Genomic DNA, 15,099 nt, shown 5'->3' on the forward strand with positions numbered 1-15,099 from the left:
CAACGAAGCAAGCGGTGTGCCATTGTGTACAAAGCGCGCAGCGATCGTGGGGGTGACCGATTGCCGATCTGAAACAACAGTTTGAGACGATTTGGCAAGACTCGTCGGGCTGCGGAAACAATGCGCGGCTTTCGGTGTCAGATTAAATTTTAGGCGGCATGCTGCTGTAGCCGCAGAACACGGACGGCGATTGACACGTTCCAAGCAATCTGCATTATATTGCATCAATCGCCGAAGAGCGACAGAAGAGCTGCATTATTATTCTAAAGAATGCAGCCGCCGAAGGGAGGGAAGCCAATGACTGCGTTCGCAGGACCTGCGGCGGAAGAAATGCCGGCTGGTGCGCTCCGGGCGCAGCTATGACGGCCGCCGCCGCCCATCGTCAGGCCAGCGCGCAGGCGCTGTTCGCCAATCCGGATATCGTCGCCGAGCGCAAGGCCGATGGCAGCATCTGGCTGAAGTCGGCCACGCCGTTGCAGCCGTTCGCACGCTGCGTCGGCGACTGGCTGGAGCAGTGGGCGCGTGACACCCCCGATACTGTTTTCCTCGCGGAGCGCGGCAGCGCCGATGCGCCGTGGATTAAACTGACCTATCGCGAAGCACTGCGGCGTGTACGCGCTGCGGGCGCCTGGATTCTCGCGCAGGGCATGAGCGCGGATCGTCCGCTCGCGATTCTTTCCGACAACTCGATCGACCACGCGGTCTTCATGCTGGCGGCGATGCATGTCGGCGTGCCGGCGGCGTCGGTGTCGCCGGCCTATTCACTGGTGTCGAAGGATTTCGACAAGCTGAAGAGCATGATCGCGCTGCTCGATCCCGGTGCGATCTATGTCTCAAGCGCGAAGATGTTCGCGCCTGCGCTCAATGCCATTGCGCCGCTGCACACGGCGATCGTGGTCGCCGGCGATCCGGATGGGTACGACAACGCGATCGCGTTGTCGTCGCTGACGGCCGCGTCGGAAACGCCGGATGTTGCGCGCGCCTTCGCCGCCGTCGGTCATGACACCATCGCGAAGTTTCTGTTCACCTCGGGTTCGACCGGAACGCCGAAGGCCGTCATCAACACCCAGCGCATGCTGACGTCGAATCAGGCGGCCAAGATTCAGACCTGGCCGTTCCTCGGCGAGCCAAATCTGACGACGCTCGACTGGCTGCCGTGGAGCCACACGTTCGGCGCCAATCACAACTTCAACTGCGTGCTGCGCAACGGCGGCACGCTGCATATCGACAGCGGCAAGCCTGCGCCCGGCCTGTTCGCGCTGTCGCTCGCCAACCTGCGCGACGTGATTCCGACGGTGTATTTCAACGTGCCGCGCGGCTATGACATGCTGATCGCGGCATTGCGCGAGGACGACGAGCTGCGCCGGCGTTTCTTCTCGCAGGTGAAGCTGTTGTTTTATGCAGGCGCGGCGCTGCCGCAGAATTTGTGGGAAGCGCTGGAGGCGCTGTCGATCGCGACCGTCGGTCATGCCGTGCCGATGGTGTCGTCATGGGGTTCGACCGAGACCGCGCCGCTGGCGACCGACTGTCACTTTCAGGCGCAACGCTCGGGTAATATCGGCGTGCCGATTCCCGGAACCGAGATCAAGCTGGTCCCCGTGGGCGGAAAGCTCGAGGCGCGGGTGCGCGGCCCGAACGTGACGCCGGGATACTGGAAAGCGCCGGAGCAGACCGCGAAGGCGTTCGATGCCGACGGCTTCTATCTGATGGGCGATGCGATGATCTTCGCCGATGCCGCGCGTCCCGAACTCGGATTGTTTTTCGACGGCCGCGTTGCCGAGGATTTCAAGCTCACCTCCGGCACCTGGGTCAGCGTCGGGGCGCTGCGCATCGCCGGCATCGCCGCGCTCGCGCCGCTGGCGCAGGACATCGTGGTCAGCGGTCATGACGCCAACGAGGTTCGCTTCCTGGTGTTTCCAAACATTCCGGCCTGCCGCGCGCTGGCGAAACTTCCCGACGCCGATGTCGCGGAGGTGTTGCGTTCGCCCGCCGTGCGCGATGCGGTGGCGCAGGGGCTTGCGCGCCTGAAAGCCAGGGGCGGCGGCTCGTCGAGCTTCGCCACCCGCGCATTGCTGCTGGCGGACCTGCCGTCGGTCGATGGCGGCGAGATCACCGACAAGGGCTACATCAACCAGCGCGCGGTATTGTCGCGCCGCGCCGCGGATCTCAAACGGCTCGACGACGATGGATACGGAGACTGGATCGGATGTCCGGCCTGACGACGCGCAAGCGTCGATCTTGAACACGGCGGGCCAAGCGTGCTGCAATCGGATTCAAACATAAAAACGGGAGGGAGACGCCAATGTCAAAGATCATGAAGGTGAGCCGCCGGACGCTGCTGTCCGGCGCGGCGGGAGCCGCGACCCTGGCTGTGACGCCGCGCCTGTTCAGTCCCGCGATCGCGCAGAACGCGCCGATCAAGGTCGGCCTGATGCTGCCTTACACCGGCACTTACGCCAAGCTCGGCCAGTTCATCGATAACGGCTTCGAACTCTATTATCAGCAGAAGGGCCTCAAGCTCGGCGGCCGCGAGGTGACCTTCGTCAAGGTGGACGATGAATCCAAGCCGGAAGCCGCCACCGACAACATGAACCGTCTGGTCGGGCGCGAGAAGGTCGATGTCGTGGTCGGCACGGTGCATTCCGGCGTCGCCATGGCGATGGTGAAGGTGGCCCGCGACACCAAGACGATGCTCATTATTCCGAACGCGGGCGCCAACGACGCCACCGGCGCGCTGTGTTCGCCGAGCGTGTTCCGCACCTCGTTCTCGAACTGGCAGACAACCTATCCCGCCGGCAAGGTGCTGGTCGATGCCGGCATCAAGAATGTCGTCACCATCACCTGGCGCTACACCGCCGGCGCGGAAATGATCAGCGCGTTCTCGGAGAATTTCACTAGGTCGGGCGGCAAGATCGTCGAGGACCTGACGCTGCCGTTCCCCGAGGTGGAATTCCAGGCGTTGATCACGCGCATCGCGACGTTGAAGCCCGACGCGGTGTTCTCGTTCTTCGCCGGCGGCGGCGCGGTGAAGTTTGTCAAGGATTACGCGGCGGCGGGCCTCAACAAGACCATTCCGCTGTACGGCGCGGGCTTCCTCACCGACGGCACCATTGCGGCGCAGGGCGAGGCGGCCAACGGCATCAAGACCACGCTGCATTACGCCGACAATCTCGATCACCCGGCGAACCTTTCCTTCCTGAAGGCGTTCAAGGCAAAAACGGGTCTCGATGGCGACATCTATGCCGTGCAAGGCTACGACGCGGCTGCGCTGTTCGATATCGGCCTCACGGCGGTCGGCGGCGATGCCAAGGCGCAGGACAAGATGATCACGGCGATGGGCGCGGCGAAGATCGATTCGCCGCGCGGGCCGTTATCGTTCAACAAGGCGCACAACCCGGTCCAGAACATCTATCTGCGCGAGGTGCGCAACGGCCGCAACGAACTGGTGTCGATCGCGCAGGCCAGCGTCGACGATCCGGCGCGCGGCTGCAAGATGGCGTGAGCGATCTGAAATCGGCGCTGCTGCAGCTTTTGGAAAGTGTCATGGCCGGGCTTGACCCGGCCATCCATTACTTAAAACAGTCCAGCAGGGCCTGTCCTCTCAACGGCGTCCCCGCGAAAGCGGGGACCCATAACCACGATGATCGCAGTTTTGCACGGAATGTCCGTTAACCAGATCGCGAGAGCCGCGAACCCAGGGAGTATGGGTCCCCGCTTTCACGGGGACGACATCGTGCGCGTTGTTTATGCGGTGAGGATCTTGCAATGGACCTCGTAACCCTCGGCGTTCAGCTTCTGAATGCTATTCAGTATGGGATGGTCCTGTTTCTGGTCGCCAGCGGATTGACGCTGGTGTTCGGCATTCTCGGCGTCATCAATCTCGCGCACGGCGCGTTCTACATGCTGGGCGCCTATCTCGCGTACTGGATCGCGGCGTATACCGGCAGCTTCTGGATCGCCGTTGTCGCCGGGGTTGCCATCGCCTTCGTTGTGGGGCTGCTGCTGGAAAATGTTTTCATCCGCAGGCTCTATGGCCGCGATCACCTGGCGCAGGTGCTGCTCTCGTTCGGTTTGATTCTCGTCATTGATGAGGTCAGGCAACTGCTGTTCGGCAAGGATGTGCATTCGGTGCTGCCGCCGGAAGGACTGCGCGGCGCGATCCAGCTCACCGGCAATCTGTCCTATCCGGTCTATCGCCTCGCGATCTGCGCGTTCTGTCTGGTCGCTGCCGCGATCATCTACCTCGTCATCACGCGCACGAAAATTGGCATGATCGTGCGCGCCGGCGCCGAAAACCGCGAGATGACGCGCACGCTGGGCATCAGCTTCGACACCGTGAACCGCTACGTGTTCGCAGTCGGCATTGCGCTGGCCGCACTGGGTGGCATCGTCGTCGCGCCGGTGTCGACTGTCTATCCCGGCATGGGCGACAGCATGCTCATCCTCTCATTCGTTGTCGTAGTACTCGGCGGCATCGGCTCGATCGGCGGCGCGGCGATCGGCGCGCTCCTGATCGGTCTCACCGATACGTTCGGAAAAGTGTTCTTCCCGAGTGTGTCGAGCGTTCTGATCTATGTGCTGATGGCGGCGGTGCTGCTGTGGCGCCCGAACGGCATTCTCGGCCGGCGGGAGATCTGATCATGAGCCATATCCCTCAACTCGTCATGCCCGCGCTTGTCGCGGGCATCCACGCCTTCCTTGTTTCGCGAGAGGAAAGACGTGGATGGCCGGGACGAGCCCGGCCATGACGAGAGAAAGAATGGCTATGCGAACATGGTCGGTCCCAACGCTGCTGCTGGCGCTGGCGATCGCGCTGCCGTTTGTCGCGCCGACCTATTACGTGCAGTTCATCAGCAAGGCGCTCATCATGGGCATCCTGGCGATGTCGCTCAATCTGGTGGTCGGCTATGGCGGATTGGTGAGCCTGTGCCACGCCGCGTTCTTCGGCATCGCGGGCTATGTGCTGGCGTTGGCCTCGCCGAAATACGATCCGGCCTCGCTGTGGTGGACGCTGCCGCTCGCGGTCGCCGCATCCGCCGCCGCCGCGGCGGTGATCGGCTCTCTGGCGCTGCGGACGCGGGGCATCTATTTCATCATGGTGACGCTGGCATTCGGCGAAATGCTGTTCTTCCTGTTTCATGATTCGAAATTTGCCGGCGGCTCCGACGGCGCCTTCATCTACAACAAGCCGTCGATGATGCTGGGCAACATCACGCTGCTCGATCTCGAAAAGCCGCTGACCTATTATTTCGTGGTGCTGGCGGCGCTGGTCGCGGTGATCGCGCTCCTGACCATGATCGTGCGTTCGCCGTTCGGTCATGCGCTGGCGGCCGCCCGCGACAACGAGCGCCGCGCCCGCGCGCTCGGCTTCCCGGTGTTTCGCGTGCGATTGACCGCGTTCGTGATCTCGGGCGCGATCGCAGGCATCGCCGGATACTTCGCCGCCGCGCAGTTCGGCTTTGTCGCGCCGCAGATGCTCGGCTGGCATCTGTCGGCCACCGTGCTGGTGATGGTGCTGATCGGCGGCCAGCGCTCAGTCGCCGGCCCGTTGGTCGGCGCGCTGGTGCTGATCGGGCTTGAGGAAGTCCTGAAGGCAACCACAGAACACTGGAAGCTCGCGGAAGGCCTGGCCGTGATCCTGATTGTGCTGATGCTGCCCAATGGCGTGCGGCAATTGCTGTCGAGGGTGCTGGGATCGTCCGATGAGCGCCCGCAGCCACGCGCGAAGACAAGGGCTGTGACGGAGGCGCCTCATGGCTAACCCGGATATCGCGCTCCGCGCCGTTGGCCTGAAAAAGCATTTCGGCGGCCTCACCGCCGTCTCTGACGTATCGCTCGACGTTCACACCGGAGAGATCCACGCCGTGATCGGGCCGAATGGCGCCGGAAAATCGACGCTGATCAATCTGTTGTCCGGCGATCTGACGCCGAGCGCGGGCGAAATCATGCTGGGTGGCAACGACATCACGCGCCTTGCGCCGGATCGCCGTGCCCGTGCGGGTTTGGGCCGCTCGTATCAGAAGACCACGATCTTCCCGCAGTTCACCGCGCAGGAGAATGTGCGGCTGGCGGCGCAGGCTCATGCGGCGTCGCCGCTGAAGATGTTCGGCAACGTGTTGTCGGACGCTGACGTCAACCGCCGCACCCGCGAGGCGCTGGAACAGGCGGGGCTATCGGTGCGCGCGCAGATGATTGCGACGCATCTGTCTCACGGCGAACAGCGCCAGCTTGAGATCGCCATGGTGCTGGCGACGCAGCCGCGCATCATCCTGCTCGACGAGCCGCTCGCGGGCATGGGCCAATCCGAGGCGCGCAAGGTGGTCGATCTGATCGCATCGTTGAAGAAGGGCCGCGCGGTGCTGGTGGTCGAGCATGACATGGATGCGGTGTTCGAACTGGCGGATCGTCTCACCGTGATGGCCGACGGCCATGTGATTGCGAGCGGCTTGCCGCAGGATGTCCGCGTCGATCCAGCGGTGCGGCTCGCCTATCTCGGCGTTGAGGAGGACGCGTGAGTACCTTGCTTGAGGTGCAGAAGCTCGAAGCGTTTTACGGCGCGGGCCAGGTGCTGCACGGCGTCGGGCTCTCGATTGCGCGCGGCGAACAGGTGGCGCTGCTTGGCCGCAACGGCATGGGCAAGACGACATTGTTGCGTTCGCTGATGGGGCTCGTCACTGAGCGGCGCGGGCAGATCACGCTCAACGGCCGTGACATGATGCGGTCGGCGCCCGAGACAATCGCGCGCGCAGGCGTGGCGCTAGTGCCGGAAGGCCGCGGCGTGTTCGGCTCGCTGTCGGTGGTGGAAAATCTCGTCATGGCCGCGCGGCCCGGCATCGACGGACGGAAGGTGTGGACGCTGGAAAAAATCTACGAGCTGTTTCCGCGCCTGCATGCCCGGCGCACCAACGGTGGACATCAGCTCTCCGGCGGCGAGCAGCAGATGCTGACCATCGGCCGCGCGCTGATGACCAATCCCGACCTCATCCTGATTGACGAGGCGACCGAAGGCCTCGCGCCGCTGGTGGCAAAGGATATCTGGCGTACCCTCGGCGTGATCCGCAGCGAAGGCGTCGCGACTATCGTGGTCGACAAGGATTTCCGGTCGCTGTCGCGGATCGCCGACCGCATGGTGATGCTGTCCAAGGGCACGGTGGTGTTCGACGGCACGCCGGCCGTGCTGGCGGAGAAGCAGGATCTGCTGGAGCAGCATCTGGGGGTGTAGAGTTTTTCACCTCTCCCCGCAGGCGGGGAGAAGGAGTAGCCTCTTGCCGTCACCCTGAGGTGCCGTAGCGAAGCGCAGGCCTCGAAGGGCGACGGCCTGCTTTGCAATGTCATCCTTCGAGGCTCGCAAGCGCTCGCACCTCAGGATGACGATTGGCTATTTCGTTACCGCCGCGACCACCAGCCCCGGATCGCGCGCTTCCACAATGTTCCGTTCCATCGGCTGCGGCCACCGCACTATGAGCGTGCCGATCAAATCCTCAAGGCCATCCTCATCGAACGCGTCATAGAACACCGGAGCGCTGGCCCGAGCGATGAAGGCGTGCAGCAGATGCGCGGCGTCGTAGTCATAAACAATGTCCGTCGGCACGATGCCCTCGCGCCGCATCAGGAAGCGGCGAAAGCCCGTCAGCCACGCGCGGCCATCATCCAGCGCGGCAAACGACAGCACCAGTGCGCCGTGCGGAATGCGCGGGCCGTCCTGCATCCGGTCGAGCATCGGCAGCGCATTGGCTTCGATGACATCGGCGAGGGTGCGGAAGTCGTTTGAGACATCGTCGGCATGCAGCGTATTGCGGATCGCAACGATGGCGGCAGCGTCAAGGCCTCGCGCTGCGAGCAGGTCCGCCAGCGTCTGTGCGTGCAAAGCAGCTCCGGATGAAACCGGATCGGATGGCCGGATAGCCGTATCGGGAACGGGGCTCATTGCGCGGCGACAGCGCGCGGCACGAAGGTGAGCGGTTCCTTGTCCAGCAATGGCGCGACCGTGTCAGCCAGCTGCTTCGCCGCCTCTTCGACATCGAGTCCCGACGTATCGACCTGCGCGGAGGCGCGTGCATAAAGCGGCTCGCGGCTGAGCAGAATAGTGCGCAGTTCCTGCATCGCGGAGCGATCGTCGGCCATCGGCCGCAGATCGCCTTGCCTGCGCACGCGCCCCATATGTTCTTCGGGCCTGGCCTTCAGCCAGATGGTATAGAACGACGACAGCACAAGATCGAACGTCACCGGTTCGGAAACGATGCCGCCGCCGGTCGCCAGCACGATCAGCTCCTTGCGCGCGAGCAGTTGCGCCAGCGCCGCCTGCTCCATGCGGCGGAAACCTTCCTGGCCGTAGAGGGCGATGATCTCGGCGACCGAAAGGCCATTCTGCCTTTCGATTTCCTTGTTCAGCTCGACGAAGGTCCAGCCGATTTTTTTCGCCAGCATTTTCCCGAGGGTCGACTTGCCCGCGCCGCGCAATCCGATCAGCGCGATGCCTGCGAAGGTGTTGCCTCGCGCCGCGCCATCGCCGGAGAGAATTTCCTTGGCGCGCGCGATCTGCTGCGGCGTCGCGCTGCGCATCAGGTCGCGGATCACAAGCCAGTCCGGCGTGGTGTCCGCGGTCGGGATCAGGTCTTCGACATGCGCGCCCATCGCCGCCGACACCCGCCGCAGCAGCACGATGGAGACGTTGCCCTTGCCGCTTTCGAGCTGCGCGATGTAGCGCTCGGATATCCCCGATACCTTGGCGAGCGTTTTCCGCGACATGCCGCGCAGCGCGCGCATGGTGCGGACGCGCTGTCCAAGCTGCTCAAGGAACTGGTTTTCCGGCTCTACCTGCGGGGTCATCTCATTTCGACTCGTGAGCACACCTGAAACATAATGCCGGAAAAGGTTGACAGCAAGCGCAGGGGGTGACTTTATATGAATTATAATTCTAAAAACTGATCCAAGGGAGAGCGTCGTGCGGGTTGAGGGTGAACTGGGCACGGGCCCAGCGTCGAAGTCATGAGCGATTCACCGGGCGGATACAATGCCGTGACCTACCTGCTCGACCGCAACGTCGATGCAGGGCGCGGCGCGAAGGTTGTGTTCAGGGATCCAGTCTCCGAGATCACCTATGGCGGTTTGCAGGCGCAGACGCGCCGGCTCGCTAACCTGCTGCGGCGGCTTGGTGTGCGGCGTGAAGAGCGCGTCGCAATGATGATGCTCGACACCATCGATTTTCCGATCGTGTTCCTGGGCAGCATCCGCGCCGGCATCCTGCCGGTGCCGCTCAACACGCTGCTGACATCGGAGCAGTATGCCTATGTGCTGGCGGATAGCCGCGCGCGCGTGCTGTTCATTTCGGAAGCGCTGCTGCCGGTGTTGAAGGATGTGCTCGGCCGCATGCCGGACTTGCAGCACGTGGTGGTGTCCGGCGCCAACGCGAGCGGATACCTGTCGCTCAAGGATGAACTCGCGAAGGAAAGCGACCAGTTCGTTACCGCGGTAACGCATCCGGACGAGCCCGCGTTCTGGCTTTACTCGTCCGGCTCGACCGGCATGCCGAAGGGCGTGCGCCACCTGCATTCGAATCTTGAGGCCACCGCGGAGACCTACGCCAGGCAGGTGCTCGGTATTCGCGAGGACGATGTCGGCCTGTCGGCGGCCAAACTGTTCTTCGCCTATGGCCTCGGCAACGCGCTGACATTCCCGATGTCGGTGGGCGCGACGACGATTCTCAATCCCGAGCGGCCGACGCCGCAGGTGATGTTCGAGTTGATCCGCAAGCACGATCCGAGCATCTTCTTCGGCGTGCCGACATTGTTCGCAGCGATGCTCAACGACGAGGCGTTCAAGAACGAGCCGCGCACCAAACGACTGCGCGTCTGCACATCCGCGGGCGAGGCATTGCCCGAGCTTGTCGGTCAAAGCTGGAAGGATCGCTTTGGTGTCGACATTCTCGATGGCGTCGGCTCAACCGAGCTGCTGCACATCTTTCTGTCCAATGCGCCGGGCGACATCAAGTATGGCACCTCGGGCAAACCCGTTCCGGGTTATGCGGTGCGTCTGGTGAACGATGCCGGCGCGGATGTCGCGGACGGCGAGGTCGGCGAACTGATCGTCAACGCCCCGTCGGCGGGCGAGGGTTACTGGAACCAGCGCAGCAAAAGCCGCCAGACGTTCGAGGGCGGCTGGACCCGCACCGGCGACAAATATACCCGCGACGCCGAAGGCCGTTATACCTACTGCGGCCGTTCCGACGACATGTTCAAGGTCTCGGGTATCTGGGTCTCGCCATTCGAGGTCGAGAGCGCGCTGATCACCCATCCCGCGGTGGCCGAAGCCGCCGTGGTGCCGGCCGAGGATTCCGAAGGCTTGCTGAAGCCGAAAGCGTTCGTCGTGCTGAGGCAGGGCGCGTCGGTGACCGACCTCAACGGCGCACTGAAGGATCACGTCAAGCAGAAGATCGGTCCGTGGAAATATCCGCGCTGGATCGAGGTGGTGGAATCCTTGCCGAAAACCGCCACCGGAAAAATCCAGCGCTTCAAGCTGCGCGAGGGTGCGAAGTGACGGGCGCTATTCCTCGGCCGTCATCCTTCGAGGCTCGCCGCAAGAGCGCGGCTCGCACCTCAGGATGACGTATCGCTTGTTGCCGTCACCCTGAGGTGCCGTAGCGAAGCGAAGGCCTCGAAGGGCGACGGTTCAATAGGCCAAGAGAATAACGGGAAGAAAAAACAATGACGCTGCAACCCTCCGGCACGCTCGCCATTGGCGACGCGGAACTCGAATACCGCATGATCGGGCCCACGCCCGACAAGGCGCCGACCATCGTGATGCTGCATGAAGGCCTCGGCTGCGTCGGGCTGTGGGGCGATTTCCCGGAGAAGCTGCAAGCCGCGACCGGTGCCGGCGTGTTCGTCTATTCGCGCGCCGGTTACGGCAACTCGTCACCGGCGAAGCTGCCACGGCCGCTGAACTTCATGGAGATTGAAGCGCTCGACGTGCTGCCGAAGCTGCTCGGCGCCATCGGCTTCCGGCGCGGGCTGCTGCTCGGACATTCCGATGGAGCATCGATCGCGGCGATCTATGCCGGCGGCATTCAGGATCATCGCGTGCGCGGTGTCATTCTGATCGCACCGCATTTCATGGTCGAGGATTTCGGCCTCGCCTCGATCAGGAAGACCAGACAGAACTACGACACCGGCGATCTCAAGCCGAAGCTCGCGCGCTGGCATAAGGACGCCGACAACGCATTCAACGGCTGGGCCGGTGTCTGGCTCGATCCGAAATTCCGCGAATGGGATATTTCGGAATCGCTCGCCTATGTCCGCGTGCCGGTCGAGATCATTCAGGGCGCTGACGACCAGTACGGCACCCAGCGTCATATCGAGATCGCGCAGGCCGAATGTTATTGCCCGGTCGATGCCACGATCATTCCGGGTGCGGGCCATTCCCCGCATCGCGAAGCGCCCGAGGCAACGCTGAAGGCGGCGGCGGATTTCGCCAACCGGCTGCTGTCCCTGCATGGCGAGGGAACGGTGGGTCAGGCTGCCTGACATGCAAAAAAGTGCATATTGAGCGCAGTATAGAGCTGGACACGCCCCATAACCTGCATTATTGTGCATTATAATTCAGATTTCAGCCGGATCGAGAGACAGCCATGGCCGCGGAAGACCGAAAACTCGCCAACAGCGCGACCTTCATCGATTTCCAGACCGACCCGTCGAAATACCGGCACTGGAAGCTCGATGTGGCGGGTGATGTTGCCACCCTGACCATGGATGTCGACGAGAACGGCGGCCTGTTCGAGGGCTATCTGCTCAAGCTGAATTCCTACGACCTCGGCGTCGATATCGAACTGGCGGACGCCGTGCAGCGTCTGCGCTTCGAGCATCCGCAAGTGAAGGTGGTGCTGCTGCGCTCCGGCAAGAACCGGGTGTTCTGCGCCGGCGCCAACATCCGCATGCTTGCGGGATCGACCCACGCGCACAAGGTGAATTTCTGCAAGTTCACCAACGAGACCCGCAACGGCATCGAGGATTCGTCGGAGAATTCCGGCCAGCGTTTTATCTGCGTCGTCAATGGCACTGCTGCCGGCGGCGGCTATGAACTCGCGCTCGCGGCCGATCACATCATCATGGCGGACGATGGTTCGGCTGCCGTCGCGCTCCCCGAAGTGCCGCTGCTGGCGGTGCTGCCGGGCACCGGCGGGCTGACGCGCGTCGTCGACAAGCGCAAGGTGCGCCGCGATCACGCGGACTTCTTCTGCACCATCGAGGAAGGCATCAAGGGCAAGCGCGCCGTGCAGTGGCGGCTGGTGGACGAGATAGTGTCCAACTCGAAACTCGAAGCCAGGGTCGCGGATCGCGCCAGGGAATTCGCCAGCCAGTCGAAGCGCGGCGGCGAAGCGCAGGGACAAGATGGAGGCGTCGCGCTCAAGCCGCTCAAGCGCACCATTACCGGCGACGGCATCCGTTATGGTTTCGTCAGCGTCGATCTCAATCGCGCCGGACGCATCGCCACCATCACCATCAAGGCGCCCGAAAACGATCCGCCGTCCGATGTCGCCGGCATGACGGCGCAAGGCGCGGATTTCTGGCCGCTTCAGGTGGCGCGCGAACTGGACGACGCCATCCTGCATCTGCGCATCAACGAGCTTGAAATCGCCATGCTGGTGTTCAAGTCAGTCGGTGAACGCGCGCGGGTGCTGGCCTATGACGCGTTCCTGGAAGCCAACAAGTCGAACTGGCTGGTCAACGAGATCCGTCACTACTGGAAGCGCGTGCTCAAGCGCATCGATGTCACCTCGCGCACGCTGGTGACGCTGGTTGAGCCCGGCTCCTGCTTCGCCGGCACGCTGGCTGAACTCGTGTTCGCGTCCGACCGCTCCTACATGCTGATCGGCGAGAAGCAGGGCGACAACCGCGCGCCCGCCGAGATCGTCCTCAGTGCGGCGAACTTCGGGCCTTATCCGATGAGCCATGGTTTGACGCGGCTGGAATCGCGCTTTCAGGCCGATCCATCCGATGTCGAGACGGCAAAGGCGAAGATCGGCGAGGCGCTCGATGCCGAGGCCGCCGAGGAACTGGGTCTCGTGACCTTCGCGCTCGACGACATCGACTGGGACGACGAGGTGCGCGTGTTTTTCGAGGAGCGCGGCAGCTTCTCGCCGGACAGCCTCACCGGCATGGAAGCGAACCTGCGTTTCGCCGGTCCCGAGACCATGGAATCGAAAATCTTTTCACGCCTTACCGCGTGGCAGAACTGGATATTCCAGCGGCCGAACGCGGTCGGCGAGAACGGCGCGCTGCAACGCTACGGCACCGGCGTGAAAGCCGATTACGACATGACGAGGGTTTGATGAGCATTACGCGCGCGAGGGGCACCCCACCCGGCTGACCTTCGGTCAGCCACCCTCCCCATCGAGGGGAGGGATGGGCATTTGTTGCGCGAGCGATTTCTTTCTTCTCCCTCCCCCTTGTGGGGAGGGTCGGCGCGTAGCGCCGGGGTGGGGGTCGTCCCGCCGGATCAGTTCAAAGAGTTGAGGAGCACGCCATGAACATCATGAACGTCGACTACACGACCAAGATCCCGAACAACGTCAACCTCGCCGAAGACCGTCAGGTGCTGAAAGCGCTGGAAGGCTGGCATCCGGGCTATCTCGACTGGTGGAACGACATGGGCCCGGAAGGCTTCCAGGAATCGCTGGTCTATCTGCGCACCGCGATCAGCGTCGATCCGAAGGGCTGGGCCAAGTTCGATTACGTGCGCATGCCGGAATATCGCTGGGGCGTGCTGCTCGCGCCGCAGGACGAGCAGCGGCAGGTAAATTTCGGTCAGCACAAGGGCGAGAAGGCGTGGCAGGAAGTGCCGGGCGAATACCGTGCCATGCTGCGCCGTCTCGTCGTGATTCAGGGCGACACCGAACCGGCTTCCGTCGAGCAGCAGCGCCATCTCGGCAAGACCGCGCCGTCGCTCTACGACATGCGCAACCTGTTCCAGGTCAACGTCGAGGAAGGCCGTCATCTCTGGGCGATGGTCTACCTCCTGCAGAAGTATTTCGGCCGCGACGGCCGCGAGGAGGCCGACGATCTGCTCCGCCGCCGTTCGGGCGACGAAGATGCGCCGCGCATGCTCGGCGCGTTCAACGAAGCGACGCCGGACTGGCTGTCGTTCTTCATGTTCACGTTCTTCACCGATCGTGACGGCAAGATGCAGCTTGAATCGCTCGCGCAGTCCGGCTTCGATCCGCTGTCGCGGACCTGCCGTTTCATGCTGACGGAGGAAGCCCATCACATGTTTGTCGGCGAGACCGGCGTCAGCCGCGTGCTTCAGCGCACCTGCGATGCGATGAAGGCCGCCGGCATCGATGACCCCAACGACATCGAGAAGGTTCGTGCCCTCGGCGTCATCGATCTGCCGACCATGCAGAAGAAGATGAACCTGCACTATTCGCTGTCGCTCGATCTGTTCGGCTCGGAAGTCTCCACCAACGCCGCGAATTTCTACAATGCGGGTCTCAAGGGCCGTTTCCAGGAAACCAAGATCGACGACGATCACCGCCTCACCAACGACATCTACAAGGTGCTGAAGATGGTCGATGGCAGGATCACGCTGGTGGATGAACCGGCGCTCACCGCGCTGAACATGCGGCTGCGCGACGATTATACCGAAGACTGCGCCAAGGGCGTCGAGCGCTGGAACAAGGTGATCGAGAAGGCCGGCGTGAATTTTCGCCTCGAACTGCCGCACACCGCGTTCCACCGCCAGATCGGCGAATTCGCCAATGTGCAGGCGACCCCGAAGGGTATCATCGTCTCCGATGCCGAATGGAAGAAGGTGCGCGACGACTATCTGCCCTCCAGCGCGGATGGTGATTTCATCTCGTCGCTGATGGAGCCGATCTCCGAACCCGGCAAGTTCGCGAACTGGATCGCGCCTCCCAAGGTCGGCATCGACAACAAACCCGGCGACTTCGAATACGTGAAGATCGCGGCGTGATGCTCTTCCCCTCTCCCCTTGTGGGAGAGGGTGCCCGAGCAAAGCGAGGGCGGGTGAGGGGTTCAATACCATCGCGACCCCTCACCCGGCTCAGTTTCGCTTCGCTCAACTTCGCCACCCTCTCCCACAGGG

12 protein-coding genes are annotated in these 15,099 nt (G+C 63.1%); 10 read left to right on the forward strand and 2 right to left on the reverse strand.

The window, feature by feature from the left end:
• The first annotated feature begins 359 nt into the window (after nucleotides 1–359).
• The 6 genes from AC1Q6J_RS08195 (at nucleotide 360) to AC1Q6J_RS08220 (ending at nucleotide 7,222) form a co-directional block, all read left to right on the forward strand.
• Nucleotides 360–2,219: a feruloyl-CoA synthase gene (locus AC1Q6J_RS08195; protein WP_492278818.1), complete on the forward strand. Its 1,860-nt coding sequence runs from the start codon at nucleotides 360–362 to the stop codon at nucleotides 2,217–2,219.
• A gap of 83 nt (nucleotides 2,220–2,302) precedes the next feature.
• Nucleotides 2,303–3,502, forward strand: coding sequence for an ABC transporter substrate-binding protein (locus tag AC1Q6J_RS08200; RefSeq protein WP_492278819.1), 1,200 nt, complete (start codon nucleotides 2,303–2,305; stop codon nucleotides 3,500–3,502).
• 263 nt (nucleotides 3,503–3,765) lie between these two features.
• Entirely contained in the window at nucleotides 3,766–4,638 is an 873-nt protein-coding gene (locus AC1Q6J_RS08205; protein ID WP_492278820.1) for a branched-chain amino acid ABC transporter permease, read from the forward strand.
• Nucleotides 4,639–4,759: 121 nt separating this feature from the next.
• Nucleotides 4,760–5,761, forward strand: a complete 1,002-nt coding sequence (locus AC1Q6J_RS08210; protein WP_492278821.1) for a branched-chain amino acid ABC transporter permease — start codon at nucleotides 4,760–4,762, stop codon at nucleotides 5,759–5,761.
• A complete protein-coding gene (locus AC1Q6J_RS08215; RefSeq protein ID WP_492278822.1) occupies nucleotides 5,754–6,515 on the forward strand; it encodes an ABC transporter ATP-binding protein in 762 nt (253 codons plus the stop codon). Before AC1Q6J_RS08210 ends, AC1Q6J_RS08215 begins: the two co-directional genes overlap by 8 nt.
• A complete protein-coding gene (locus tag AC1Q6J_RS08220) occupies nucleotides 6,512–7,222 on the forward strand; it encodes an ABC transporter ATP-binding protein (protein ID WP_492278823.1) in 711 nt (236 codons plus the stop codon). Before AC1Q6J_RS08215 ends, AC1Q6J_RS08220 begins: the two co-directional genes overlap by 4 nt.
• Nucleotides 7,223–7,378: 156 nt before the next feature.
• Here AC1Q6J_RS08220 and AC1Q6J_RS08225 read toward each other — a convergent pair whose 3' ends face one another.
• On the reverse strand, nucleotides 7,379–7,867 hold the full coding sequence (locus tag AC1Q6J_RS08225) for a hypothetical protein (protein ID WP_492278824.1): 489 nt from the start codon (nucleotides 7,865–7,867) through the stop codon (nucleotides 7,379–7,381).
• 56 nt (nucleotides 7,868–7,923) lie between these two features.
• The gene (locus AC1Q6J_RS08230; RefSeq protein ID WP_492278825.1) at nucleotides 7,924–8,829 is read right to left on the reverse strand and encodes a helix-turn-helix transcriptional regulator; all 906 of its coding nucleotides are present in this window, start codon (nucleotides 8,827–8,829) and stop codon (nucleotides 7,924–7,926) included.
• A gap of 159 nt (nucleotides 8,830–8,988) precedes the next feature.
• On the opposite strand from AC1Q6J_RS08230, the gene AC1Q6J_RS08235 reads away from it, so the two are divergent.
• The 4 genes from AC1Q6J_RS08235 to boxB all read left to right on the forward strand — a co-directional run bounded on the left by AC1Q6J_RS08235 (nucleotide 8,989) and on the right by boxB (nucleotide 14,967).
• On the forward strand, nucleotides 8,989–10,536 hold the full coding sequence (locus tag AC1Q6J_RS08235; RefSeq protein ID WP_492278826.1) for a benzoate-CoA ligase family protein: 1,548 nt from the start codon (nucleotides 8,989–8,991) through the stop codon (nucleotides 10,534–10,536).
• A 167-nt stretch (nucleotides 10,537–10,703) separates the two neighbouring features.
• Entirely contained in the window at nucleotides 10,704–11,522 is an 819-nt protein-coding gene (locus tag AC1Q6J_RS08240) for an alpha/beta fold hydrolase (RefSeq protein WP_492278827.1), read from the forward strand.
• Between the two features lie 104 nt (nucleotides 11,523–11,626).
• A complete protein-coding gene (gene boxC / locus AC1Q6J_RS08245) occupies nucleotides 11,627–13,327 on the forward strand; it encodes a 2,3-epoxybenzoyl-CoA dihydrolase (protein ID WP_492278828.1) in 1,701 nt (566 codons plus the stop codon).
• Nucleotides 13,328–13,521: 194 nt separating this feature from the next.
• Nucleotides 13,522–14,967 carry a benzoyl-CoA 2,3-epoxidase subunit BoxB gene (gene boxB, locus AC1Q6J_RS08250; RefSeq protein WP_492278829.1) on the forward strand — a complete coding sequence of 482 codons (1,446 nt, stop codon included), beginning with the start codon at nucleotides 13,522–13,524 and terminating at the stop codon, nucleotides 14,965–14,967.
• Nucleotides 14,968–15,099: the final 132 nt, after the last annotated feature.

It is taken from the genome of Afipia sp. MLSD5-FHT05B12 (assembly GCF_058793355.1).

Coding starts and splice junctions, on each gene's coding strand:
- AC1Q6J_RS08195 (WP_492278818.1), top strand. CDS start 360: ATGACGGCCGCCGCCGCCCATCGTCAGGCCAGCGCGCAGGCGCTGTTC.
- AC1Q6J_RS08200 (WP_492278819.1), top strand. CDS start 2,303: ATGTCAAAGATCATGAAGGTGAGCCGCCGGACGCTGCTGTCCGGCGCG.
- AC1Q6J_RS08205 (WP_492278820.1), top strand. CDS start 3,766: ATGGACCTCGTAACCCTCGGCGTTCAGCTTCTGAATGCTATTCAGTAT.
- AC1Q6J_RS08210 (WP_492278821.1), top strand. CDS start 4,760: ATGGCTATGCGAACATGGTCGGTCCCAACGCTGCTGCTGGCGCTGGCG.
- AC1Q6J_RS08215 (WP_492278822.1), top strand. CDS start 5,754: ATGGCTAACCCGGATATCGCGCTCCGCGCCGTTGGCCTGAAAAAGCAT.
- AC1Q6J_RS08230 (WP_492278825.1), bottom strand. CDS start 8,829: ATGACCCCGCAGGTAGAGCCGGAAAACCAGTTCCTTGAGCAGCTTGGA.
- AC1Q6J_RS08235 (WP_492278826.1), top strand. CDS start 8,989: ATGAGCGATTCACCGGGCGGATACAATGCCGTGACCTACCTGCTCGAC.
- AC1Q6J_RS08240 (WP_492278827.1), top strand. CDS start 10,704: ATGACGCTGCAACCCTCCGGCACGCTCGCCATTGGCGACGCGGAACTC.
- boxC (WP_492278828.1), top strand. CDS start 11,627: ATGGCCGCGGAAGACCGAAAACTCGCCAACAGCGCGACCTTCATCGAT.
- boxB (WP_492278829.1), top strand. CDS start 13,522: ATGAACATCATGAACGTCGACTACACGACCAAGATCCCGAACAACGTC.